This is a genomic window from Extensimonas vulgaris (genome assembly GCF_003337425.1).
Lineage (GTDB): Bacteria > Pseudomonadota > Gammaproteobacteria > Burkholderiales > Burkholderiaceae_C > Extensimonas > Extensimonas vulgaris.
In genome coordinates, this window is sequence record NZ_QPJU01000008.1 from 95,115 (window position 1) to 117,992 (window position 22,878).

Sequence of the window (22,878 nt, forward strand, 5' to 3'; positions counted from 1 at the left end):
GGCTGCCATGAACGCATCCACCCTCAGTGCCAGCCACTGCGGCGTCGTGCATTTCGGCGACCTCGACTGCGAGGCGGTCGTGCTCACCACCGGCGAGCGCGGCTACGTCCGCAAGCAGGTGGCCAAGCTGCTCGGCGTCCACGAGAACAACACGGGTCACCGTTTCCGCCAAATTCTGGCCGACTTCTCGCCTAAGTCATTGTCGGAGCTGGACAAATTTGAATCACCGATTTCGCTGCCCAGCGGTCGGCGGGCGCAGTTCTTCCCGGCGGGCGTGATCACCCAGATTGCCTCCGGCGTGATTGATGCAGCCCTCGATCACACGCTGCACCGCGCACGCCGGAAGCTGGTGCCCAACTGCATGAAGATCATGCGCTCCCTTGCCACCACCGGCGAGGTCGCGCTGATCGATGAGGCCACCGGCTACCAGCACCACCGCGCGCCGGATGCGCTGCAGGAGCTGATCTCCAAGCTGCTGCGCCAGTCCTGCGCGTCGTGGGAGCGGCGCTTCCACCCGGACTACTACCGCGCGCTGTACCGCCTCTTCAACTCGCGCTACCAGGGGCACGAGCAGAACCCGCCCCACGTCATCGGCCAGATCACCCTGCGCTGGGTCTACGGGCCGGTGCTGCCGGAGGACTTGCTGGGCGAGATCCGCAACCGCAAGGGCATCTCGCAGAAGCACCACCAGTGGTTGTCCGAGCAGGGGCTGGCGCATCTGGAATCGCAGATTCACGCGGTCACGGCGATTGCGCGCAGCTCGATGAGCTACGCCGACTTCAAGCGCCGCTGCGAATCGGCTTTCGCGGGCACGCCTTTGCAACTCGGCCTGCTGGCCGAAGAACTCGCGGAGGTGGCGTGAAATGCTGGGTCTGCAAACGACAAGCACGCGGCTACGGCCACACGGATGGTCGCTTCAAGACCGCCGACCCGCGCCGCTACGTGCTCGACTGGGTGTTCTGCTCGCGCCGCTGCCAGGACGCGTTTCACGGGCTGTACGGCAACTGGCAGCGCGCCAAGGAAGGCCGCATCGACAAGACGGAGGTCGCCATGATCGATCCGTCTGATGTCGAACTGGCCGCGATGCGCCAGTGCCTCAAGGCTTTCGGCGAGGCTGCGGGCGAGATCGGGTTTGCCAAGCCGCTGGGCGACTACTCCGAAACCGAAGCGATGCAGGTGATCGACGCCATCGTCACCTGCTGGTCGGACGCGATGGTCGCGCACCACGAGGCCACCAAGTTCCCGCCCGTGCGGGGCTTGCCGCCGACGCCCGATCCGCTGGCACCCGACGCCGCCAATCCGTTCGCCGATCTGGAGGACGACCTGCCTTGGGACGAGCCGAAGGGGAGGAAGCCATGATGGACTTCAATTCCTCGGCCAGCGTCTCCGGTCAGATCACGGCGCTGATCGACATCGGCATGCAGCGCGTGCATGCGCAGCAGACCGCACGCGACTACCTCGGCGCGTCGCGTCTGGGCGCGGCCTGCGAGCGTGCCTTGCAGTTCGAGTACGCCAAGGCTCCGGTCGATCACGGGCGCTACACCCAGGGCCGGATGATGCGCATCTTCGAGCGCGGCCACGTCATGGAGGACTGCATGGTGGCGTGGCTGCGCGACGCGGGCTTCGACCTACGCACGCGCAAGCCCGACGGCGAGCAGTTCGGCTTCTCCGATGCGCATGGCCGGCTGCGCGGCCACGTCGATGGCGTGATCGTCGACGGGCCGGACGGTTTCCACTATCCCGCGCTGTGGGAGAACAAGTGCCTCGGCGCGAAATCGTGGCGCGAACTGGAAGCCAAGGGCCTCACGGTCGCCAAGCCGGTGTACGCCGCGCAAGTCGCGCTCTATCAGGCGCATCTGCAACTGCACGAGCACCCGGCGCTGTTCACTGCGATCAACGCCGACTCGATGGACATCTACGTCGAGCTGGTGCCCTTCGATGGCGCGCTTGCGCAGCGGATGACGGATCGCGCGGTCAAGGTCATTTCCGCGACCGAAGCCGGTGAGCTGCTGCCGCGCAGCTTCCACGAACCCACTCACTTCGAATGCCGGATGTGCGCATGGCAAGACCGGTGCTGGAGAACCCCATGAGCGACGACACGCAATTCATCGGCGACGTCGAACCGATGATCGACGCCAAGCAGGCCGCTGCCGCGCTGCGCTTGCCGTACTACTGGTTCGCCGACCCGCAGATGCGCAGCAAGTACAAGATTCCCCACTACCTGATGGGCGGTCTGGTGCGCTATCGCCCGTCCGAACTGTCTGCGTGGGCCGCGCGCAGCACCGCCGCGCAGGGGCGCAACGGTAACGCCGATGGCGTGGAGGCCGAATGACACTCGACTTCAACGACATCGCGCCACTGCCCGATCACAACCACCGCACCCTCAGCGACGCCGAGCGCGAAGAGTTGCGTGCGGACCTGCTCGCACGTCTCGAATCCGTTCTGATCACCTTGTTCCCTGCGGGCAAGAAGCGCCGTGGCAAGTTTCTGATCGGGGACGTGTTGGGCAGTCCAGGCGACAGCCTCGAGGTGGTGCTCGATGGCGAGAAGGCGGGACTGTGGACGGATCGCGCCACCGGCGACGGCGGCGACATCTACGCGCTGATCGGTGCGCACCTCGGCATCGACGTGCTGCACGACTTTCCGCGCGTGCTCGACGCCGCTGCCGATCTGCTCGGACGCTCGCGTTCCGCACCGGTGCGCAAGGCCAGCAAGAAGGACGTACCGGTCGACGAGCTCGGCCCCGCCACCGCCAAGTGGGACTACCTCGATGCGGCTGGCCATCTGATCGCGGTCGTCTACCGCTACGACCCGCCCGGGCAGAAAAAGCAGTTCCGGCCCTGGGATGCGAAGCGGCGCAAGATGGCACCGCCAGACCCGCGCCCGCTCTACAACCAGCCGGGCATGACCAGCGCCGCGCAGGTGGTGTTGGTCGAAGGTGAGAAATGCGCGCAGGCCTTGATCGACGCAGGCATCGTGGCCACCACGGCGATGCATGGCGCAAACGCCCCGGTCGACAAGACCGACTGGTCGCCGCTTTCGGGCAAGGCGGTGCTGATCTGGCCCGACCGCGACAAGCCGGGCTGGGAGTACGCCACGCAGGCAGCGCAAGCCATCCTGTCGGCGGGTGCGAAATCCTGCCACATCCTCTATCCGCCTGAGGAGGCTGCCGAGGGCTGGGACGTGGCGGACGCCATCGCCGAGGGCTTCGATGTCGCCACCTTCCTCACCCACGGCCCGCGCCTGCAGATGCACGACGTGGCCGATGACGTCGATCCGGTGGTCAGCAGCGACGAATCCGTCTGGGGCACCGAGGACGCGCTGGCGCTGTCTTTCACCCGCCGCTACCACCGCGACTGGCGCTACGTGGCGGCCTGGGGTCGCTGGCTGGTGTGGGACGGGCAACGCTGGCGCACCGAGGACACGCTGGCCGCCACCGACCTGATCCGCAGCGTCTGCCGCCAGACCGCCGTGCGCGCCGACAACCCCAAGGTTGCCGCCAAATTGGCCAGCGCCAGTACGGTCGGGGGCGTGGAACGGCTGGCGCGGGCGGATCGCAGGCACGCGGCCACCACTGACGAGTGGGACGCCGACCCGTGGCTGCTCAACACGCCCGGTGGCGTGGCCGATCTCAAGGCAGGCCGGATACGCCCGCACGAGCGCGCCGACCGAATGACCAAGATCACCACGGCCACACCCAGCGGCGACTGCCCTACATGGTTGCGGTTCATTGACGAGGTCACCGGTGGCGACAAGGAGCTGCAGTCCTACCTCCAACGGATGGTCGGCTACGCGCTGACCGGCTCGACGCAAGAGCACGCGCTGTTCTTCCTGTACGGCACCGGCGCGAACGGCAAATCGGTGTTCGTGAACACGCTGGCCACCATCCTGGGCGACTACGCAACCAATGCCCCGATGGACACTTTCATGGAAACGCGCACCGACCGGCACCCGACCGACATGGCGGGCCTGCGCGGCGCACGCTTCGTGGCGGCCATCGAAACCGAACAGGGCAAACGCTGGGCCGAGTCCAAGCTCAAGAACCTCACGGGCGGCGACAAGATCTCCGCGCGCTTCATGCGCCAGGATTTCTTCGAGTTCTTTCCGCAGTTCAAGTTGTTCGTTGCGGGCAACCACAAGCCCGCCATCCGCAACATCGACGAGGCAATGAAGCGGCGTCTGCACCTGATCCCCTTCACCATCACCGTGCCGCCGCAGCAGAGAGACAAGAACCTGCAGCACAAGCTGCTCGCCGAACGCGACGGCATCCTTGCTTGGGCCGTACAGGGCTGTCTGGACTGGCAGCGCCACGGCCGACTCGATCCGCCGCAGCGCGTGGTGGACGCCACCGAGGAGTATTTCGAGGCCGAGGACGCACTGGGCCGCTGGCTGGACGAACGCTGTGTGCGCGAGGCCAACGCCAAGTCGCTGACTGCCGAGCTGTTCAACGACTGGAAGCAGTGGGCGGAGGCCGCCGGTGAGTTCGCGGGCTCGCAAAAGCGCTTTGCTGATCTGCTGCTCACCCGTGGCTTGGACAAATGGCGCAACGGCATGGGCTTGCGCGGCTTTCAGGGCATTGGCCTCAAGTACCCGCCCGCACCCGCCTACACCCCTTACGCCGATGACTGAGACAACCGCATCTGACGGATCGGACGGACTACGTCGTAACTCCTACACGTGCGCGTGTGCGTGCGCCTCATGGAAGGTTTCGATACGACCCGTCCGATCCGTCAGACCCGCCCAAACAAGGACTGACACCATGACCACCACCATCCTCGCCCTCGATCTGGGTACCACCACCGGCTGGGCACTGCGCGGCAGTGACGGCCACATCACCAGCGGTTCCGAGAGCTTCCGGCCGCAGCGCTTCGAAGGCGGCGGAATGCGCTTCCTGCGTTTCAAGCGCTGGCTCACCGAGATCAAGCAATCCTGCGACGGAATCGACTGCCTGCACTTCGAGGAGGTGCGCCGCAACGTCTCGACCGACGCGGCACACGCCTACGGCGGGTTCCTTGCCACGCTCACCGCGTGGTGCGAGCACCACCAGATCCCGTACCAGGGCGTGCCGGTCGGCACGATCAAGAAGCATGCCACCGGCAAGGGCAACGCGAGCAAGGAGGACGTGATCGCCACCATCCGGGCACGCGGCCACGCCCCGGTCGACGACAACGAAGCCGATGCGCTGGCGCTGCTGCATTGGGCCATTCAGGCGCAGGAGGTGTGATGTGAAGATTCCGACACCCCAATACCGCTGCCCGCTTGGGCGATTCCAGCCTGATGTCCAGGATGTGGACGCCATCAAGCAACGCGGCTGGCGCGACCAGCACATCCTGGTCGTGTCGCCCGACGATGAACGCCTCGACTGGATGGAGCGTGAACTGGTACGCCAGATCGGCGAGCGCCTCTACGGCGCGGGAGGACGACGCCATGGCTGACCGTCATACAGCTTGGACGATTGAGGACGTGGCCGCCCGCTTCGAGGAAGCCGCCAGTACCGGACGACGCCTGCCACCCGTGCGTGTGCAGGGCTATTTCAACTGCTGGCCCGCCATCGTGCGCCGGGAGTGGGAGACGTTCGCTGCCGACGAGAAGGTCTACCGCCCATTCCCGCCCGCACCGGACGCCATCGACCGGATGCTGGAGACGATGCAGTGGGTGCAGTGGCTGGAGGTCGAACAGCGGCATCTGGTGTGGATGCGGGCCAAGCGCTACGGCTGGCGCGACATCACGATCCGCTTTGCCTGCGACCGCACGACGGCATGGCGTCGCTGGCAGCGAGCGCTGGAAATCGTGGCCGAGAAACTCAACAGCGAAGGTATCCGTGCGCCTTCCAAAATCGTAGGCCAGGCAGGGTAATGCCTGCCGCTTTTGTCCTCTGTTTGCTGCGTTTGTCCCTTTTGACGCTCTTCGAGCCTGCAACAAAACAGCCCGGCTGGGGGTAGTATTTCGTCTATCTTCTGGACAGCGGTGACGGCAAGCGAAGTGGCCCCAAGCAAAAGGGGTCCTTCCTGGCCAGAAAGCAATGCGGGGGGCGCGAGCGCGGCGCTTTTTTAGCGTCAGGGTGCGAACCAAGGTTCGCACGGTTCGCAGTTCGCACCCCGCCAGTTCGCACCACCCCCCAAAACCCGCCCACGGCTTTGTCGGCGGGTTTTTTATTTCCGGGACATCTCTTTGAACACGCTCAACGTCGAGTACCGCAAGGTCGAGGCGCTGATTCCCTACGCCCGCAATCCGCGCACGCATTCCGATGCGCAGATCGCCAAGATCGCGGCCAGCATCGTCGAGTACGGCTGGACGAACCCGATCCTGGTCGATGGCGACAACGGCATCATCGCCGGGCACGGGCGTCTGGCCGCAGCCCGCAAGCTCAGGCTGGATCAGGTGCCAGTGATCGAGCTTGCGCATCTGTCCGCCGCGCAGAAGCGTGCGCTCGTCTTGGCAGACAACCGGCTGGCGCTCGACGCGGGCTGGGACGAGGAGATGCTGGCGCTGGAGTTGGCCGACCTGTCCGAGTCCGGGTACGACCTTGCGCTGACGGGTTTCGAGGATGCCGAGATCGAGGCGCTGCTCGCCGGTGATGTGCTCGACGCCGACCCTCATACCGAAGCGAAACCAGACGCTGACGAGCCGGATGCTGCGGACGATGTGCCAGACGCGCCCGTCATGGCGGTGTCCTGCCCCGGTGATGTCTGGGCCATCGGCCAGCACCATCTGATCTGTGGCGATGCCACCGACCGGGCCGTGATTGCTGCGCTGATGCAAGGCGATACCGCTCGCCTGTGCTTCACCTCGCCGCCCTACGGCAACCAGCGCGACTACACCTCGGGCGGGATCACCGATTGGGATGGCCTGATGCGCGGCGTGTTCGCGCACCTGCCGATGGCGGCCGATGGTCAGGTGCTGGTCAACCTCGGGCTGATCCACCGTGACAACGAAGTGATCCCGTATTGGGACGCCTGGCTCGGCTGGATGCGCAGCCAAGGCTGGCGGCGCTTCGCGTGGTACGTCTGGGATCAGGGGCCGGGGATGCCCGGCGACTGGGCGGGTCGATTCGCGCCGAGCTTCGAGTTCGTTTTCCACTTCAACCGCGAGAGCCGCAAGCCGAACAAGATCGTGCCCTGCAAGCACGCCGGGCAGGAATCGCACCTGCGCGCCGATGGCTCGTCCACGGCGATGCGGGGCAAGGACGGCGAAGTCGGCGGCTGGACGCACAAGGGCCTGCCGACGCAGGACACGCGCATCCCTGACAGCGTGATCCGAGTGATGCGCCACAAGGGCAAGATCGGCCAGGACATCGACCACCCGGCCGTGTTTCCGGTCGCGCTGCCGGAGTTCGTCATCGAGGCCTACACGGACGTGGGCGACCTCGTGTTCGAACCCTTCGGTGGCAGCGGCACGACGATGCTGGCCGCCGAGCGCACGGGCCGCATCTGCCGTAGCGTGGAAATCGCGCCGGAGTACGTGGACGTTGCCATCAAACGCTTCCAGCAGAACCACCCCGGCGTGCCGATCACGCTGATCGCCACCGGTCAGTCCTTCGAACAGGTCGCCGCCGAGCGCGCCGCAGTTTCGTGGCATGACAAATCGGCAGGACAGCCGATTTGCACAGCCGAAGGCTGCCCGCAGGGTGACGCACATGGATGTGCGTCATGAGCTGGCTGGCCGACAAGATCGAGCAGTGGCCCACGGCCAAGCTGCTGCCCTACGCCCGCAACGCGCGCACCCACTCTGAGGAGCAGGTGGCGCAGATCGCCGCCAGCATCGCTGAGTTCGGATTCACCAATCCGATCCTCGCAGGCAGCGACGGCATCATCGTCGCGGGCCACGGACGCTTGGCCGCCGCCCAGAAACTCGGGCTGGAGATCGTGCCGGTGGTCGTGCTCGACCACTTGAGCCCGACCCAACGCCGAGCTCTGGTCATCGCGGACAACCGCATCGCCGAGAACGCGGGCTGGGACGACGCGATGCTACGGATCGAATTGGAAGCCTTGCAGCTTGAAGGCTTCGATCTGGACATCACCGGCTTCGACGCCGACGCGCTGGCCGAACTGATCGCGGGCCACGAGCCGGACAACGAGGGCCAGACCGATGAGGATGCGGTGCCCGAAGTCAGCGAGACGCCGATCTCGCGCCCGGGCGATGTCTGGATCATGGGCCAGCACCGACTGCTGTGCGGCGACTCGACCGTGGCCGAGAGCTACGACCGGCTGATGCAGGGCGACGCGGCGGACATGGTCTTCACCGACCCGCCGTACAACGTGAACTACGCCAACAGCGCCAAGGACAAGCTGCGCGGCAAGGATCGCGCGATCCTGAACGACAACTTGGGCGACGGGTTCTACGACTTCCTGCTGGCGGCGCTGACGCCCACCGTGGCGCATTGCCGGGGCGGGATCTACGTGGCGATGTCGTCCAGCGAACTCGATGTGCTGCAGGCCGCGTTCCGCGCTGCCGGTGGCAAGTGGTCGACCTTCATCATCTGGGCCAAGAACACCTTCACGTTGGGCCGCGCCGACTACCAGCGGCAGTACGAGCCGATCCTGTACGGCTGGCCCGAGGGCGCAACGCGCCACTGGTGCGGCGACCGCGACCAGGGTGACGTCTGGAACATCAAGAAACCGCAGAAGAACGACCTGCACCCGACGATGAAGCCGGTAGAACTGGTGGAGCGCGCAATCCGCAATTCCAGCCGACCCGGCAATGTGGTGCTCGACCCCTTCGGCGGTTCCGGCACCACCCTGATCGCCGCAGAAAAATCTGGCCGCGTGGCGCGGCTGATCGAACTCGATCCAAAGTACGTGGACGTGATCGTGCGCCGGTGGGAGGAATGGACCTGCGAGCGCGCGACGCGCGCTCGTGACGGCCTGCGATTTACGGATGCCGAAAGAGCACGATTTGGCGTAGAGTCAAAACCATGGGCATCCGCTTCCGAAAATCCTTCCCGCTCGGCAGCCTGTTCAGAATAAATCTGAGCAAGTCGGGCGTGAGTCTTGGCATAGGGCCGCGAGGCTTCAACGTCAATATCGGCCCGCGCGGTGTTCGTCGCACGATCGGGCTGCCCGGCACGGGAATTTCCTATCAGGAAACCCGTTCGTGGAAGCAGCCCGCGTCCGAACGGGCGACGGCGGCGGCAAATCCGAGCGAAGGCGTGTCCTGGCTCAAAGTGCTGATCGGCCTGGTGACGATCGTCGTCATCTTCAAGGCCTGCGGTGCCCTGATGAACGGCCCCGACAGGGCGGTTGCGAGCACGACGACGAAAGCCGTCAGTGCGGCGCACACGTCATCTGCTGCCAGCCAAGGCGTGCCCGCTGCCCCGGATCGAAGCGGCATGGAAGATCGCAAGCTCGAGCCCGCGGAATTGAGGGAATTGCAAACCCTGCTGGCCCGGGCCGGGTATTCGCCCGGCCCCATCGACGGCAATTTGGGACCTCGAACCCGTGCGGCGGTCGAGGCGTTCCGCAAGCAATCGGCCGACCCGGCAACGGGCGACCCAACACTTGCAACGCTGGTTCGCCTGCGTAGCACCGTCGAGCATTAGACGATTCGATACACGCGGTCGGCCTTGCCATCCTTGGTCGAGGCGATCGCGAGCCCGAGTTTCCTTTTGATGACGCCGGCCAAAGTGCCGCGCACCGTGTGCGCCTGCCAGCCGGTGGCGGCGCAGATCTGGCCAATGGTGGCGCCCTCGGGGCGTTGCAGCAGCCGGATCACTTCGGCCTGCTTGGTGTTGTGCCGGGTGCTGCGCACCCTCTCGGCTTCGCCTCGCGAAACTTCGCTGCGCTCGTTTTCGCGGGTGCGCGGCTTGGCCTGCGTCGGCTCTTGTACCCACGTTGCTTCGGCGGCGGTGACGGCGGCTTCCAGTTCGGGATCACTCGTGGCGGCTGACGCGCCTTCAGCGTTGGCGATGATCTGATCGAGATGGGCCTCGAACTGACCGATGGCCTTCTTGTTCAAGCCGGGGCGCGGTAGCCCCAAGGCGTCGTAGCCCTCGGCAGCGACGAACCAGTCGGTGCCATCGGTGGTAATCAGCGCACGGTTGAACATCCCGTCGAGCACTTTCTTGCGCGCGCCGCCTTTGATGTGGTCGGGGAACCACTCGATCTTGCCGCCGGTGGTATGGATGGCCTTGGCGAGGATGGCGTGCTGGGCCGGGGTGAGTTGGGTGGTGGTCATGGTCTGCTCCTTTGCAGCGGTTGATCGGGATCGTGATGAACGCGCTGCTTGGCTGCGAAGCCAAGCGCTTTCGGCTTCAGCGGCGGCGCAGTGACGCGATGCCTGCTTCGGCCAATTCGAGGGCGGCGGCGTGGAACGCGGCTTCCGCGATCCAAGGCGCGTTGCGAGCGTCATCGAGCAGCCGCTCGACGACGATCCTGGCTCGGGCACGCATCGCCGCACAGGCGGCTTCAAGTTCCGCATGACTGGCGGTGGCGACCTCCGTGCGGCAGGCGCGCACCAGGACCGTCATCGCCGCTTCCGCGAGCTTGACGGCGAGGGTGTCGGGAGCGGGTGTGTTCATCGGCTGTCCTTTCGATGTGGTGGATGGCGTCACGAGATGAACGCGCTGTTCCCGATCGAAGCCAAGCTCTTTCTCGACGAAGGACGAACGAATGATTGAAGGTGCCGATGGGACTCTCGATTCGCGCGTATGCGCGTCACCGTGGCGTGTCCGATGCGGCGGTGCGCAAAGCCATCGCGGCGGGACGGATCACGCCGGAGGCAGACGGAACGATTGATGCCGAGCGCGTCGACCGGGAGTGGGCGCGCAATTCCGATGCGCCGCGCAATGGCACGACCGCCCGCGCGGTCAAGGTCGCCGTGCCGGAATCCAGCGCCAGCACGGGTGACGGGCCTGCCGCCTCATTGGCTACATCCGCAGCAGGCAGCACATCCTTGCTGCAGGCGCGCACGGTCAACGAAGTGGTCAAGGCGCAAACCAACAAAGTGCGCCTGGCCCGACTCAAGGGCGAGCTGGTGGATCGGCCGCAGGCCGTGGCGCACGTTTTCAAGCTGGCGCGCTCCGAACGCGATGCCTGGCTCAACTGGCCCGCACGCATCTCGGCACAGATGGCAGCCAAGCTCGGTGTCGATCCGCACGCGATGCACATAGCCCTGGAGTCGGCGGTGCGTGAGCACCTGCAGGAACTGGGCGAGATGCGTCCAAGGGTGGATTGATGGGCATGGACTACGAAGGCGCTGCCGAGATCGAGCGCGCGTGGCGTGAAGGGCTGGCGCCCGACCCACTACTCAGTGTGTCGGAATGGTCGGATCGCCACCGGATGCTCTCCAGCAAGGCGTCCGCCGAACCGGGCCGCTGGCGTACCAGCCGCACGCCATACCTGAAGGACATCATGGATTGCCTGTCGCCGACCTCGCCGGTCGAGCGGGTGGTGTTCATGAAAGCCGCCCAACTCGGCGCGACCGAGATGGGGTCAAACTGGATCGGCTACGTCATCCACCACGCGCCGGGGCCGATGATGGCCGTCTGGCCGACGGTGGAGATGGCCAAACGCAACTCCAAACAGCGGATCGATCCGCTGATCGAGGAATCGGCGGCGCTGGCTGAACTGATTGCACCGGCGCGCAGCCGGGATTCCGGCAACACCATCCTGGCCAAGGAGTTCCGGGGTGGCATGCTGGTGATGACCGGGGCCAACAGCGCGGTCGGGCTGCGCTCAATGCCAGTGCGCTACCTGTTCCTCGACGAGGTCGACGGCTATCCGTTGGACGTCGAGGGCGAAGGCGATGCGATCTCGCTGGCCGAAGCCCGTACACGCACCTTCGCGCGGCGCAAGATCTTCATCGTTTCGACGCCGACGATCTCAGGGGCGTCGGCTATCGAGCGCGAGTACGAGGCCAGCGACCAACGTCGCTACTTCGTGCCGTGCCCGCACTGCAACCACCCGCAGTGGTTGCGCTTCGAGCAACTGCGCTGGGACAAAGGACAACCGGAGACCGCTGCCTACATCTGCGAATCCTGCGACACCGCGATTGCCGAGCATCACAAGACGTGGATGTTGGAGCGCGGCGAATGGCGCGCGATGGCCGAGGGCAAGACGGCGGGATTTCACCTGTCGTCGCTGTACAGCCCGGTGGGCTGGCGCTCGTGGCGCGACATCGCCGCCGCGTGGGAAGCCGCCGTCAACAAGGAATCGGGATCGGCCGCCGCCATCAAGACCTTCAAGAACACCGAGCTGGGCGAGACGTGGGTCGAGGAAGGCGAAGCGCCCGACTGGCAACGCCTGCTGGAGCGCCGCGAGGACTATGCCATCGGCACCATTCCCGCAGGCGGCCTGCTGCTCACCGCCGGCGCCGACGTGCAGAAGGACCGCATCGAGGTCTCGGTCTGGGCCTTCGGGCGTGGCAAGGAGGCCTGGCTCATCGAGCACCGGGTGCTGATGGGCGACACCGCACGGGATGCGGTGTGGAAGGCGCTGGGCGGGATGCTCGCCGAGACCTGGACCCATGCCTCGGGCGCGGCCATGCCGCTGGCCCGCTTGGCGCTGGACACCGGCTTTGCGACACAGGAGGCCTACGCCTTCGTGCGCGCCTGCCGCGACGCGCGGGTGATGGCGGTCAAGGGCGTGCGGACGGGTTCGATGGGGGGCGCGGCCCTGATCGGCACACCGACGGCGGTCGATGTCTCGCAGGCGGGCAAGAAGCTGCGCCGGGGCATCAAGGTGTATGCGGTCGCGGTGGGGCTCGCCAAACTCGAGTTCTACAACCACCTGCGCCAGAGCGCGGAGGTGGCCGACGACGGCGTGACGGTGACCTACCCGGCCGGTTTCGTCCACCTGCCCAAGATCGACGCCGAGTTCATCCAGCAGCTCTGCGCCGAGCAACTGATCACCCGCCGCGACAGGAATGGCTTTCCGGTGCGGGAGTGGCAGAAGGTGCGCGAGCGCAACGAAGCGCTGGACTGCTACGTGTATGCCCGTGCTGCTGCTGCGGCCGCAGGGCTCGACCGCTTCGAGGAACGCCACTGGCGCGAACTGGAGCGGCAACTGGGGCTGGCCAGTCCGCCAGCCCTTGAAACACCTACTGAATCGATCACCGAGGCCACCCATCGAGGTGGCCTGGGTGTTTCTGGCAACCGCAACACCGGCCGGCGCGTGATCAAGAGCCGCTGGCTGTCCTGACGAGGAGACGCTATGTCACTGACCACCCGCATCGAGAGCCTGGTGCTCCGCGTCGCGCAGGAGTTCAACGACGTCCGCGTGAAGGCCGGGAACCTCGCCCAGCTCACCACCACCGACAAGTCCAGTCTGGTGGCGGCCATCAACGAGCTGAAGGCCGCGGTGGTGGCCTCGGGAGCGATCGACGACACCCAGGTCGCCACCACCAGCACCTACTCGTCGAGCAAGATCGTCACGCTGCTCGACACGCTCAAGGCCGAGATCCTGGGCGGGGCCGATGCCGCCTACGACACGTTGCTGGAGATCCAGCAGCTGCTGCAAGACGGCACCAGCGGCCTGGACGCCTTGCTCACTGCGGTGAACCACCGCGTGCGCTTCGACGCGGAGCAGACCCTGACGGCTACCGAGCAGGCCCAGGCGCGCAGCAACATCGGCGCCGTGGCCGCGGCTGACGTGGGCGACACCGACACCGACTTCGTCGCGATCTTCGAAGGGGCGCTGCTCTGATGAGTCTGGCTGCGCGCATCGCTGCCTTGGCCGGCCGCATCGGGCGGGAGGTCAAGGTCAAGGTCGGCGCCGACCACCCGGGTCTGGCGCGCGCCTGGGTGTGTTTCGGCCATGTCGGCAGCCAGATCGTCGTGCGCTCCTCGCACAACGTGGCCAGCGTGACCCGGACGGCCGCGGGCCGCTACCGCGTGACCTTTGCCACCGCCATGCCGGATGCGAACTACTGCTGGACGGCGCTCGCCCGCAGCAGCACCAACAGCGGCACGCAGCGCATTGCGATTGTGCGATCCAGCACCGACCAGAAGACCGCCCAGTTCGTCGACATCAGTTGCGCCACCACGTCTACATCGTTCGACGACTCCTCTGAAATCAACCTTGCGGTGTTCCGCTGATGGCCTACACACAAGCACACCTCGACGCACTGGAAGCGGCGCTGGTTAAGGGCGAGAAGCGCGTGACCTTTGGCGACAAGACCGTCGAGTACCGCAGCATCGATGAACTGAAAGCCGCCATCGCCGCCGTCAAGCGCGACCTCTTCGAGCAGGCCGTTGACACCGGTCTGTGGCCCGGTGCGCCGCGCCAGATCCGGGTCACCACGGGCAAGGGGTTCTGAGCATGCAATGGTTTGACCGTATGCGTAGACGTGTCGGCATCAGCCTGCTGGGTGGTACGCCGTTCTACGACGGCATCGGCGGTGGCCGCCGCGCGCTGGCGTGGCAGGTCGGCAACCCCGGCGCGGTCGCAGCGCTGGCCTATACGCAGAACGAACTGCGCGCCAAGAGCCGTGATCTGGTGCGGCGCAATGCGTGGGCAGCGGCAGGTGTCGAGGCCTTCGTCTCGAACGCCATCGGCACCGGCATCAAGCCGCAGTCGATGGTGGCGGACAACGCGCTGCGCGTATCCATCCACAGCCTATGGTGGGACTGGTGCGAGGACGCCGATGCGGCAGGCCTCACCGATTTCTACGGCCTGCAGGCCTTGGCCTGTCGCGCCATGCTCGAAGGCGGGGAATGCCTGGTGCGGCTGCGCTATCGCCGCCCGGAAGATGGCCTACCGGTGGGCCTGCAATTGCAGTTGCTCGAACCCGAACACCTGCCAGCCACGCTGAATCAGGAATTGGCCTCGGGAAACGTGATCCGCGCAGGCATCGAATTCGACAAGCTCGGACGGCGGGTGGCTTACCACCTGTATCGCTCGCACCCGGGCGATGGCTCTCTGGCCCCGATGTCGGGCACCGGTGGCGTGGTGGGCGGTCTCGACACCGTGCGTGTCCAGGCCAGCGAAATCATCCACCTGTTTCGTCCCTTGCGGCCCGGACAGATCCGGGGCGAACCCTGGCTGGCGCGCGCACTGGTCAAGCTCAACGAACTCGACCAGTACGACGACGCCGAGCTCGTGCGCAAGAAAACCGCCGCGATGTTTGCGGGCTTCATCACGCGCCTGTCACCTGAGGACAACCTGATGGGCGAAGGACTGCCGGATGCCAATGGCGCGGCGATGGCTGGGCTGGAGCCGGGTACGATGCAGATCCTGGAGCCTGGCGAGGACGTGAAGTTCAGCCAGCCCGCCGACGTGGGCGCGAGCTACGCCGAGTTTCTGCGCATGCAGTTTCGGGCGGTGGCCGCAGCGATGGGCATCACCTACGAAATGCTGACCGGCGATCTGACGCAGGTGAACTACTCGTCGATCCGGGCCGGGCTGCTGGAGTTTCGCCGCCGCTGCGAGGCCATCCAGCACAACGTGATCGTCCACCAACTGTGCCGCCCGATCTGGCGGGCGTGGATGGAGCAGGCGCTACTCGAAGGCGCGCTGGCGCTGCCGCAGTTCACCGAGAAGAAGCGCGACTACCTCGCGGCCAAATGGATTCCGCAAGGTTGGCAGTGGGTCGATCCGAAGAAGGAATTCGACGCGATGCTGACTGCCATTCGTGCCGGGCTGCTGTCGCGCTCGGAAGCCATCTCGGCCTTTGGCTACGACGCCGAGGACATCGACCGCGAGATCGCCGCCGACAACCAGCGTGCCGATGCGCTCGGTCTGGTCTTCGACTCCGACCCGCGCCACGACAAGTCAGTGCAGGTTGTCAGTCCTGCTGGCGCACGGCCGCTCGAAGACGACGATCCGTCAGCTACGAGCGCTTGAGGTCACGGTAGAAGTTTTCGTGGGGGCCGACGGCCTCCAGATACACCAGCCGGACGCTGTCATCGACGGTGTAGCCCAGCAGGTACAGCAGGTTCTGGCTGCGAAATTTGTAGACCAGCAGGTCGGCCAGATCGCCTTTTTTGCGATCACCCGCCGTGGGATCAGCTGCCACCACTTCGGTGGCCGCATCCACATCGGCGGCCACGTTGTCGTGCAGCTTTTTGTAGGCGCGCGCAAAACGCCGGGTTTGTTTGAGCCCGTAGCTCATGCGCGGCGCGACCGGGGCACGAAGTCAGTGGCCTCCGCGCGCGATTCGGCCAGCGAGGCCAGCGATTCGGCAATGAAGCTCACCGGCAGGTCGGGGTTGTCCAGCGCAGCCCGACCAACCTTGGCCCAGTACTCGATCTGCCCGGCAATGGTGCGGTGCTCGCTTACTGCCTCGCTGCGGGCTTGGTCGTACAGCGTCTGGTCGATGCGAATGGATGTCGATGTGCTCATTGGGGCCTCCGATTGAGATGTGTTTTCAATGCAAACAATTTACCACAAATGTGGCAAATCATCAAGGAACCCACCCATGCACCTCATCCATCTGGCGTCCCGCATCCTCGGGACGCCGCTACTCATTGCGCGTCCCAAGCTTGATGTGATCCTCTCCGTGCTGGGTTCACGTATCGGCTTGCCCGACCGGGACATGGCCTTTCCCATCCCCGAACCCAAGCAGGCCCGGGCGTTTGCGCAGTCGGGCATTGCCGTCATTCCGGTGTTCGGCACCCTGGTCAAACGCTCGCTGGGCCTCGATGCCGCTTCGGGCCTGATGGCCTACGGCGAACTGGAATCCCGGCTGGAGACCGCGCTGGCCGACCCGCAGGTGGCGGGCATCCTGCTCGATCTGGATTCCCCCGGCGGCGAAGCGGGCGGCGTGTTTGAACTGGCCGAGCGCATCCGCGCCGCCAGCACCATCAAGCCGATCTGGGCGCACGCCAACGATGCTGCGTACTCGGCGGCTTTTGCCATCGGGGCCGCCTGCCAGCGCCTGACGCTGTCGCAGACCGCCGGTGTCGGGTCGATTGGCGTGATCGCGTTGCACGTCGACCAGTCGGTGAAGGATGCCAAGGACGGCCTGAACTACACCTCCATCTTCGCGGGCAGCCACAAGAACGATTTTTCGCCGCACGAGCCTCTCAGCCCGCAGGCCACCACGGCGTTGCAGGCTGAAGTGGATCGCCTCTACGACATCTTTGTGAATCAGGTCGGGCAGATGCGCGGCCTTGACCCGGATGCCGTGCGTGCCACCGAGGCTGGGCTGTTCTACGGCGAGCAGGCGGTGGCAGCAGGTCTCGCCGACGCCGTGATGCCGCTCGAACAGGTGATGACCGAATTCACCGATGCGTTGGCGGCCAAGCAGCGGCTGACACAGCCCGGCGTGGCCCGCGCCTCGCCGCGAAATCTGTCCACGCAGCCCATTTCAAGCCCGCCCCGAAGCAAACCTTTCACCCTGGAGAACACCATGACCGACCCCAAAAACGACCACGACAACCCAAACGATCCGACCGACACCGACCCGCAGGGCGACCAGCCGCAGACCGACAGCGATCCGCAACCGACGCCTGCAGCCCAAGCAGCACTGGCGCTGTCTTTTGCCAGCGGACGCGGCCAAGCGCAGGCCATCGCAGAGATGTGCCTGATCGCGGGCCAGTCGCAACGCACGGCGGAGTTCCTCGCAGCAGGATTTTCCGAAGCGCAGGTGCGTCGGGCCTTGCTCGATGCTCGTGCCGACCAACCCGAAATCGCCTCGCGCATCACCGCCGATGCAGGAACCAGTCAGCGCCCGGAAAACAGTCCGGTGGTCGCTGCCGTCAAGAAACTCACCGCCAAGGAGTAAGCCATGCCCACTGTCTCTCAACCCAAGAACCTCGGCGACCTGCTGAAGTACGAAGCGCCGAACCTCTACTCGCGCGACCAGGACACCGTCGCTGCCGCGCAGAACCTGTCGCTGGGCACCGTGGTGGGCCGCGAAACAGCCACTGCCAAGCTCAAGGCAATCGACCCGAACGCCACGGACGGTACGGAAATCGCCGTTGGCGTGCTTGGCAATGACGTCGATGCGACGCTGATCGACCGTGAGGACGCGATCCTGATCGCCCGCCACGCCATCGTCGCGCGCGGCGCATTGGTCTGGCCGACCGGTCTCACGGTTGCACAGAAGGCAACTGCCGTTTCCCAACTCACCGCCCTTGGGGTGCTGGTGCGCGATAGCGCCTGACCACGCCCCGACGATCCATCTCACTCCCCCGAAAACCCGCCGCTGTGCGGGTTTCGTCATTTCTGGAGCCCCCAAATGCAGAACCCTTTTGAAAACACCGGCTTCTCGATGGCCAGCCTGACGGCCGCCATCAACCTCCTGCCCAACCGCTACGGGCGGCTGGAGCAACTCAACCTGTTCCCGGTCAAGCCGGTGCGCACCCGGCAGATCATCGTCGAGGAGTTCGCCGGTCGCCTGAACCTCTTGCCCACCCGCGCGCCCGGTTCACCCGGCACGGTCGGCGAGCGTGGCCAGCGTAAGCTGCGCTCCTTCGTGATCCCGCACATCCCGCACGACGACGTGGTGCTGCCGGAAGAAGTGCAAGGCCTGCGCGCCTTTGGTTCCGAAACCGAGATGGAAGCCATTGGCGGCGTCATGGCCCGTCACCTGGAGACCATGCGCAACAAGCACGCCATCACCCTGGAGCACCTGCGCATGGGCGCGCTCAAGGGTGAAATTCTCGACGCCGACGGCAGCACGCTGGTCGATCTGTTCGACGAGTTCGACATCACGGCGCAGAGCGTGCCGTTCGAATTCTCCACCGCCACCGACAACGGCCAGCTCAAGGGCGCATGCCTCGAACTGCTGGGCCTGATGGAAGATGGTCTGGCGGGCGAGTTCTCCACCGGTCTGCACGTGCTGTGCTCGCCGGAGTTCTTCCGCGCGCTGACCACCCACAAGGAGGTCAAGACCGCCTACCAGAACTGGCAACAGGGCGCGGTGCTGATCAACGACATGCGCGCTGGCTTCAGCTACAGCGGCATCACCTTCGAGGAATACCGGGGCCAGGCGTCCTATGTGAAAGCCGACGGCACGCTGGGTACGCGCCGCTTCATCGCCGCTGGCGAAGCCCACGCCTTCCCGGTTGGCACGGTGGACACCTTCGCCACGTACTTCGCGCCCGCCGACTTCAACGAAACCGTGAACACCCTCGGTCAGCCGCTGTACGCCAAGCAGGAGCCGCGCAAGTTCGACCGGGGAACCGACCTGCACACGCAGTCGAACCCGCTGCCGATGTGCCACCGCCCGGGCGTGCTGATCAAGCTGACGTCGGCCTGATGGATGTCGCCACGCTCTACGAGGCGGCGCGCAAAGCCGGGTTGCTGACGCCGGTGTCCTTTGCCGGTGTCACCGTGCATTGCGCCTTCCGCGCTCCGGACGAAACCGTGCTCGATGGCTTCGCGCTGTCGCGGGACTACCAGATCGACTACCCGGCGGCGTGGCTGACGCTGGCAGCCGGGGACACGGTCGAGGTGGCAGGCAACACCTATCAGGTGCGCGACGTGCGTGCCATCGGCGACGGCTCCGAGCGGCGCGCTTCGCTCTCCCAACCCTGAGGACAACTTCATGAACTCCGTCCGCGAGCGCGTCTTGCGGGAGGTCGTCACACGCCTGTCATCCGCGATTGCACCGATCCCGGTGCTGCGGATGCCTGCCGTGCCGGTCGCCCGCGAGGCCAGTCCGGCGCTGCTGCTGTTCGTCGATGGCGACAGCATCACCGCCCACGCCAATTACCTCGTCGACCGGCTCTTGATCGTCCGGCTTGCCGTGGTGGCACGCGGCGCGGATGCCTTCGACGTGGCTGACCTGGCACTGGTCGCGGCCCACGCGGCCTTGCTGGCCGACCCGAATCTGGGCGGCCTCGCCATCGCCGTGCGCGAGATCGACTGCGAATGGGAGTTCGACGACGCCGACGCCGACGCCGGGGCCGCAGCGCTGCCGGCCCGCTACGAGATCCGCTACCGCACCCACGCCATCGACCTCACCCAAACAGGATGAATCCCCAATGCACATCGAACTGCTCAAACCCCACACCCACGCAGGCCAGCGCCGCGACGTGGGCGAACGTCTCGACCTTGCTGACGCCAGCGCCCGTTGGCTGATCGCGCAAGGCACGGCCAAGGCGGCCATCCCCGCCACCGATTCCAAACCCGCCCGCCGTGATGCCACGTCCGGTGTTTCCACAACTGCAGCCACCCAAGGAGACTGACCATGGCTTACTTTTCCGGACAAGGCCGCGTCTACATCGGCGCACGCGATGACCTCGGCAACCCGGCAGGCCTCACCTTCGTCGGCAACGTGCCCGAACTGAAGGTGTCGCTGTCGGTGGACACCATCGAGCATCATGAAGCGCAGTCGGGTCAGCGCCTGACCGACTTGCAGCTTATCAAGACCAAGAAAGGCGAATTCGCCTGCACGCTGGAAGAACTGATCGCCACCAACCTGGCGCTCGCGCTCTACGGCACCACGACCACGATTACTCCCGGCACCGTCACGGGCGAGCTGCTGCCCAACCCGGTCACGCCCGGCAGCCTGTACCCGCTGGCGGCGCAGAACGTGTCCGCCGTGCAGATTCAGGACTCCGATGCCACGCCCAAGACGCTCCCGGCAAGCCAATACAGCGTCAATGCCAAGCACGGCTCGCTGGTGGTGCTGGATGCCACGTCGGGCGGCCCGTACACCGAGCCGTTCACCGTCGATTACGCCTATGGCGCAGCGCAGAGCACGGCGATGTTCACCCAGCCCTTGCCCGAGCGCTGGATTCGCTTCGAGGGGCTCAACACCGCCGACGGCAACCGCGAGGTGGTGATCGACCTCTACCGCGTGGCCATCAACCCGGCCAAGGAACTCTCGATCATCACCGACGAACTGCTCAAGTTCGAGCTGTCGGGCCAAGTGCTGGCGGATCTGACCAAGCCGGTCGGCGGTGATCTCGGCCAGTTTGGTCGTCTGGTGCTGCTGTGATGGGTGACGTGATGGATGACTTCAAAACCTTCCCACCGGCACTGGTGGTCGTGACGCTATCCGGCACTGCACTGGAACTGACGCCGATCCGGCTGGGCGAGTTGCCACGGCTGCTGGCCGTAGTACGCCCGCTGGCCGAGGAAATCACCAGCGATCCGGACTGGATGGCGCTGCTGGGCCAGCACGGCGAAGCCATGCTCGACCTGCTGGCGATCACCGCCCGGCGCGAGCGGGCGTGGGTCAACGATCTGCCGCTGGACGACGCGGTGCAACTGGCTGCCGCCGTGTTCGAGGTGAATGCGGATTTTTTCGTGGGCCGGGTGGTACCGGGCATCCAGCGCTCGGCCGAGAAGCTGGCCCCGCTGCTGCACCGCCTTGGGACATCGCCGTCGCCCGCCTGATCCGGGGCGGCCATCGGCTGCCCGACGTGCTGGCCTACACGCTCAGGCAGGCGCAGGCCTTTCTGGATGCCGATGGCCTGCTCGAACGGCAAGGGTTGGCGCAATGGCTGGGCGTGGTGGCGGTCGCCGCCCAAGGCGAAAAGCGCAGCATCGAACAACTGCAACGCGATCTCCTGAAGGACTGACCATGCGTCTCTCGCTCACCACCACCGGCTTGCTGGACCCGCGCCAGTTGGCGGCGTGGAGCACCGAGCGGCGTCGTGCCATCCACACCGCCGTCGCCAAGGGCATGCGATCGGGCGGGCGCGAGGTGCGTGACGCGGCGCGAGCCGAGATGCGCAGCGCCTTCACCGTCAAGCGCAACGGCTTCATCTCCTCGATGGGCGTGAAGGTGTTCGACAAGAAGCCCAATGAACTGCCTGCCCTCTGGGTGGGCAGCAAGATCCCCTGGCTCGGCCTGCACGAAAAAGGCGGCACGGTGAGTGGCAACCTGCTGATCCCACTGCTGCCCGGGCGCATCGGTCCGAAACGATTCAGGGCGGTCATCGATGGCCTGATGCGTTCGGGCAATGCCTTCTTCATCGAGAAGAACGGCCGTGTGCTGCTGATGGCCGAGAACATCAAGGAGAACGCCTCGCAACTCAACCGCTTCAAACGTGCCGAGCGTTCCCGAACTGGCGCAAAACAGATCAAGCGCGGCCAGGAAATTCCCATCGCCGTGCTGGTCAAGCGCGTCGATCTCAAACGACGACTTGATCTGGCCGGTGGCGTGCAACGCGCGCTGCCTGCCTTGGCGCGGGCGATTCAAAAAGAACTGGAGCGCAGTAGATGATCAGCGTAGAGCCTGCAAAGTCGCCAGCGGCAAGAACAGCGTCAACGGCGTGGCAGGCAAGGCAATGAAACCGTGATGTCGGTAAAACGCGCATGCGGTTTCGTCCTTGGCATCAACCACCAAAGCATAGGCAGCGATTTCGGCACGGGCGGTACGCTCCAACGCATCGGCCAGCAATGCGCCGCCCAGCCCAATGCCTACGAAGGATCGGTCAACCGCAAGCCGTCCCATGCGCACCACCGGCACGGTGGGATAACGCGGCAGTTTTTTACGCGCAGATTCAGGCAGATCGGTGAGCAGCACGCTGCTCGAGGCCAGGGTGTAGTACCCGGCGATGCGCTGCTCGTCGTCAAGGGCCACGAAACAGGCGGCGATGCGGCGACGCGTATCTTGCCCCACCTGCTCGTGCAGATAGCGGTTCAGCGCCTCCGATGCACAGCGAAATGCGCTGCGCTCATGCGCCGCATCCAGCGGCACAACCCGAAGCGGCGCACTCATTCGCTGCGCAGCAATTTACGGCGACGGGCATAGGCGCGCTCCAGAGCCTGGGTGGGTGCAGGCGGCGTCAGCAAGGCTTGGGCAAAGCATTCCTGATCAGCCAAAGCCATGCGGATGACATCGGTTTGGTCGATGACACACCGCGCGGCATCTTGCACGGCAGCGACGACAAAGTCCGTCATGGTGCGGCCCTGCAATTCGGCGGCGCGTTTGAGCAGCGCGTGCAGATCGGCGCTGATGCGGGCCTCAAGGCGCGCAGTCGTGGGCGTTTTGGACATGGCAAGTACCTCCTGATCCAATTTTACGGCAAATTGCCGTACA

Annotated in this window: 33 protein-coding genes; 27 read left to right on the forward strand and 6 right to left on the reverse strand. The window is 65.6% G+C overall.

Annotation, left to right across the window (positions count from 1 at the left end):
- The first annotated feature begins 7 nt into the window (after nt 1-7).
- The 11 genes from DFR45_RS11410 to DFR45_RS11465 all read left to right on the forward strand — a co-directional run bounded on the left by DFR45_RS11410 (nt 8) and on the right by DFR45_RS11465 (nt 9,538).
- Complete coding sequence (locus tag DFR45_RS11410; RefSeq protein ID WP_114483866.1) at nt 8-862, forward strand: P63C domain-containing protein; 855 nt, start codon at nt 8-10, stop codon at nt 860-862.
- Nucleotides 859-1,359, forward strand: coding sequence for a DUF6511 domain-containing protein (locus tag DFR45_RS11415; RefSeq protein WP_114483867.1), 501 nt, complete (start codon nt 859-861; stop codon nt 1,357-1,359). Before DFR45_RS11410 ends, DFR45_RS11415 begins: the two co-directional genes overlap by 4 nt.
- The gene (locus tag DFR45_RS11420; protein ID WP_114483868.1) at nt 1,356-2,090 is read left to right on the forward strand and encodes a PD-(D/E)XK nuclease family protein; all 735 of its coding nucleotides are present in this window, start codon (nt 1,356-1,358) and stop codon (nt 2,088-2,090) included. The genes DFR45_RS11415 and DFR45_RS11420 overlap by 4 nt, the downstream gene beginning before the upstream one ends.
- Nucleotides 2,087-2,332 carry a hypothetical protein gene (locus DFR45_RS11425; protein WP_114483869.1) on the forward strand — a complete coding sequence of 82 codons (246 nt, stop codon included), beginning with the start codon at nt 2,087-2,089 and terminating at the stop codon, nt 2,330-2,332. The genes DFR45_RS11420 and DFR45_RS11425 overlap by 4 nt, the downstream gene beginning before the upstream one ends.
- On the forward strand, nt 2,329-4,629 hold the full coding sequence (locus DFR45_RS11430; protein WP_114483870.1) for a phage/plasmid primase, P4 family: 2,301 nt from the start codon (nt 2,329-2,331) through the stop codon (nt 4,627-4,629). Before DFR45_RS11425 ends, DFR45_RS11430 begins: the two co-directional genes overlap by 4 nt.
- Before the next feature lie 130 nt (nt 4,630-4,759).
- Nucleotides 4,760-5,224: a crossover junction endodeoxyribonuclease RuvC gene (locus tag DFR45_RS11435; protein ID WP_114483871.1), complete on the forward strand. Its 465-nt coding sequence runs from the start codon at nt 4,760-4,762 to the stop codon at nt 5,222-5,224.
- 1 nt (nt 5,225) lies between these two features.
- Nucleotides 5,226-5,435, forward strand: a complete 210-nt coding sequence (locus DFR45_RS11440) for a hypothetical protein (protein WP_114483872.1) — start codon at nt 5,226-5,228, stop codon at nt 5,433-5,435.
- The gene (locus tag DFR45_RS11445) at nt 5,428-5,856 is read left to right on the forward strand and encodes a DUF6362 family protein (RefSeq protein WP_114483873.1); all 429 of its coding nucleotides are present in this window, start codon (nt 5,428-5,430) and stop codon (nt 5,854-5,856) included. The genes DFR45_RS11440 and DFR45_RS11445 overlap by 8 nt, the downstream gene beginning before the upstream one ends.
- 315 nt (nt 5,857-6,171) lie before the next feature.
- Nucleotides 6,172-7,653 (forward strand): site-specific DNA-methyltransferase, encoded by a 1,482-nt coding sequence (locus DFR45_RS11455; protein ID WP_241659432.1) that lies wholly within the window; start codon nt 6,172-6,174, stop codon nt 7,651-7,653.
- On the forward strand, nt 7,650-8,966 hold the full coding sequence (locus tag DFR45_RS11460) for a site-specific DNA-methyltransferase (RefSeq protein ID WP_114483874.1): 1,317 nt from the start codon (nt 7,650-7,652) through the stop codon (nt 8,964-8,966). The genes DFR45_RS11455 and DFR45_RS11460 overlap by 4 nt, the downstream gene beginning before the upstream one ends.
- On the forward strand, nt 8,915-9,538 hold the full coding sequence (locus DFR45_RS11465) for a DUF4236 domain-containing protein (RefSeq protein WP_114483875.1): 624 nt from the start codon (nt 8,915-8,917) through the stop codon (nt 9,536-9,538). The genes DFR45_RS11460 and DFR45_RS11465 overlap by 52 nt, the downstream gene beginning before the upstream one ends.
- Here DFR45_RS11465 and DFR45_RS11470 read toward each other — a convergent pair.
- Nucleotides 9,535-10,173: a DUF3489 domain-containing protein gene (locus DFR45_RS11470; RefSeq protein ID WP_114483876.1), complete on the reverse strand. Its 639-nt coding sequence runs from the start codon at nt 10,171-10,173 to the stop codon at nt 9,535-9,537. The genes DFR45_RS11465 and DFR45_RS11470 overlap by 4 nt on opposite strands.
- A 76-nt stretch (nt 10,174-10,249) precedes the next feature.
- Nucleotides 10,250-10,516: a hypothetical protein gene (locus DFR45_RS11475; protein WP_114483877.1), complete on the reverse strand. Its 267-nt coding sequence runs from the start codon at nt 10,514-10,516 to the stop codon at nt 10,250-10,252.
- A gap of 107 nt (nt 10,517-10,623) precedes the next feature.
- Between DFR45_RS11475 and DFR45_RS11480 the strand changes: the two genes are divergently transcribed.
- Genes DFR45_RS11480 through DFR45_RS11505 form a run of 6 tightly spaced genes read left to right on the forward strand, consistent with a single transcriptional unit; the run spans nt 10,624 to nt 15,779 of the window.
- The gene (locus tag DFR45_RS11480; RefSeq protein ID WP_114483878.1) at nt 10,624-11,172 is read left to right on the forward strand and encodes an elements of external origin; all 549 of its coding nucleotides are present in this window, start codon (nt 10,624-10,626) and stop codon (nt 11,170-11,172) included.
- On the forward strand, nt 11,172-13,136 hold the full coding sequence (locus DFR45_RS11485; protein ID WP_114483879.1) for a phage terminase large subunit family protein: 1,965 nt from the start codon (nt 11,172-11,174) through the stop codon (nt 13,134-13,136). Before DFR45_RS11480 ends, DFR45_RS11485 begins: the two co-directional genes overlap by 1 nt.
- Nucleotides 13,137-13,148: 12 nt before the next feature.
- Nucleotides 13,149-13,640, forward strand: a complete 492-nt coding sequence (locus DFR45_RS11490; RefSeq protein ID WP_114483880.1) for a hypothetical protein — start codon at nt 13,149-13,151, stop codon at nt 13,638-13,640.
- Nucleotides 13,640-14,032 carry a hypothetical protein gene (locus DFR45_RS11495; protein ID WP_114483881.1) on the forward strand — a complete coding sequence of 131 codons (393 nt, stop codon included), beginning with the start codon at nt 13,640-13,642 and terminating at the stop codon, nt 14,030-14,032. The genes DFR45_RS11490 and DFR45_RS11495 overlap by 1 nt, the downstream gene beginning before the upstream one ends.
- On the forward strand, nt 14,032-14,253 hold the full coding sequence (locus tag DFR45_RS11500; RefSeq protein WP_114483882.1) for a phage head-tail joining protein: 222 nt from the start codon (nt 14,032-14,034) through the stop codon (nt 14,251-14,253). Before DFR45_RS11495 ends, DFR45_RS11500 begins: the two co-directional genes overlap by 1 nt.
- 2 nt (nt 14,254-14,255) lie before the next feature.
- Nucleotides 14,256-15,779 carry a phage portal protein gene (locus DFR45_RS11505; RefSeq protein WP_114483883.1) on the forward strand — a complete coding sequence of 508 codons (1,524 nt, stop codon included), beginning with the start codon at nt 14,256-14,258 and terminating at the stop codon, nt 15,777-15,779.
- Here the strand turns inward: DFR45_RS11505 and DFR45_RS11510 are convergent.
- Both DFR45_RS11510 and DFR45_RS11515 read right to left on the reverse strand, forming a co-directional pair.
- On the reverse strand, nt 15,766-16,047 hold the full coding sequence (locus tag DFR45_RS11510; protein WP_114483884.1) for a type II toxin-antitoxin system RelE/ParE family toxin: 282 nt from the start codon (nt 16,045-16,047) through the stop codon (nt 15,766-15,768). The two genes, DFR45_RS11505 and DFR45_RS11510, sit on opposite strands and share 14 nt — an antisense overlap.
- The gene (locus DFR45_RS11515; RefSeq protein ID WP_114483885.1) at nt 16,044-16,277 is read right to left on the reverse strand and encodes a ParD-like family protein; all 234 of its coding nucleotides are present in this window, start codon (nt 16,275-16,277) and stop codon (nt 16,044-16,046) included. Before DFR45_RS11515 ends, DFR45_RS11510 begins: the two co-directional genes overlap by 4 nt.
- Before the next feature lie 76 nt (nt 16,278-16,353).
- Between DFR45_RS11515 and DFR45_RS11520 the strand changes: the two genes are divergently transcribed.
- The 10 genes from DFR45_RS11520 (at nt 16,354) to DFR45_RS11560 (ending at nt 22,059) form a co-directional block, all read left to right on the forward strand.
- Nucleotides 16,354-17,661, forward strand: a complete 1,308-nt coding sequence (locus DFR45_RS11520) for a S49 family peptidase (protein ID WP_114483886.1) — start codon at nt 16,354-16,356, stop codon at nt 17,659-17,661.
- Between the two features lie 3 nt (nt 17,662-17,664).
- Entirely contained in the window at nt 17,665-18,042 is a 378-nt protein-coding gene (locus DFR45_RS11525; protein ID WP_114483887.1) for a head decoration protein, read from the forward strand.
- 75 nt (nt 18,043-18,117) lie between these two features.
- Complete coding sequence (locus DFR45_RS11530) at nt 18,118-19,140, forward strand: major capsid protein (protein ID WP_114483888.1); 1,023 nt, start codon at nt 18,118-18,120, stop codon at nt 19,138-19,140.
- Nucleotides 19,140-19,418: a head-tail joining protein gene (locus DFR45_RS11535; protein ID WP_114483889.1), complete on the forward strand. Its 279-nt coding sequence runs from the start codon at nt 19,140-19,142 to the stop codon at nt 19,416-19,418. Before DFR45_RS11530 ends, DFR45_RS11535 begins: the two co-directional genes overlap by 1 nt.
- 10 nt (nt 19,419-19,428) lie before the next feature.
- The gene (locus tag DFR45_RS11540) at nt 19,429-19,860 is read left to right on the forward strand and encodes a hypothetical protein (RefSeq protein ID WP_114483890.1); all 432 of its coding nucleotides are present in this window, start codon (nt 19,429-19,431) and stop codon (nt 19,858-19,860) included.
- 7 nt (nt 19,861-19,867) lie between these two features.
- Nucleotides 19,868-20,071: a DUF7210 family protein gene (locus tag DFR45_RS11545; protein WP_114483891.1), complete on the forward strand. Its 204-nt coding sequence runs from the start codon at nt 19,868-19,870 to the stop codon at nt 20,069-20,071.
- 2 nt (nt 20,072-20,073) lie between these two features.
- Nucleotides 20,074-20,826 (forward strand): phage tail tube protein, encoded by a 753-nt coding sequence (locus tag DFR45_RS11550; protein WP_114483892.1) that lies wholly within the window; start codon nt 20,074-20,076, stop codon nt 20,824-20,826.
- 11 nt (nt 20,827-20,837) lie between these two features.
- Nucleotides 20,838-21,227, forward strand: a complete 390-nt coding sequence (locus tag DFR45_RS11555; RefSeq protein ID WP_114483928.1) for a DUF6631 family protein — start codon at nt 20,838-20,840, stop codon at nt 21,225-21,227.
- A 26-nt stretch (nt 21,228-21,253) separates the two neighbouring features.
- Nucleotides 21,254-21,412: a hypothetical protein gene (locus tag DFR45_RS14545; RefSeq protein ID WP_158636994.1), complete on the forward strand. Its 159-nt coding sequence runs from the start codon at nt 21,254-21,256 to the stop codon at nt 21,410-21,412.
- Nucleotides 21,413-21,414: 2 nt separating this feature from the next.
- The gene (locus tag DFR45_RS11560; RefSeq protein WP_114483893.1) at nt 21,415-22,059 is read left to right on the forward strand and encodes a DUF6441 family protein; all 645 of its coding nucleotides are present in this window, start codon (nt 21,415-21,417) and stop codon (nt 22,057-22,059) included.
- On the opposite strand, the gene DFR45_RS11565 is transcribed toward DFR45_RS11560, so the two are convergent.
- Together DFR45_RS11565 and DFR45_RS11570 are read right to left on the reverse strand one after the other, a co-directional pair.
- Nucleotides 22,060-22,557: a GNAT family N-acetyltransferase gene (locus DFR45_RS11565; protein ID WP_114483894.1), complete on the reverse strand. Its 498-nt coding sequence runs from the start codon at nt 22,555-22,557 to the stop codon at nt 22,060-22,062.
- Entirely contained in the window at nt 22,554-22,835 is a 282-nt protein-coding gene (locus DFR45_RS11570) for a type II toxin-antitoxin system TacA family antitoxin (protein WP_114483895.1), read from the reverse strand. The genes DFR45_RS11565 and DFR45_RS11570 overlap by 4 nt, the downstream gene beginning before the upstream one ends.
- Nucleotides 22,836-22,878: the final 43 nt, after the last annotated feature.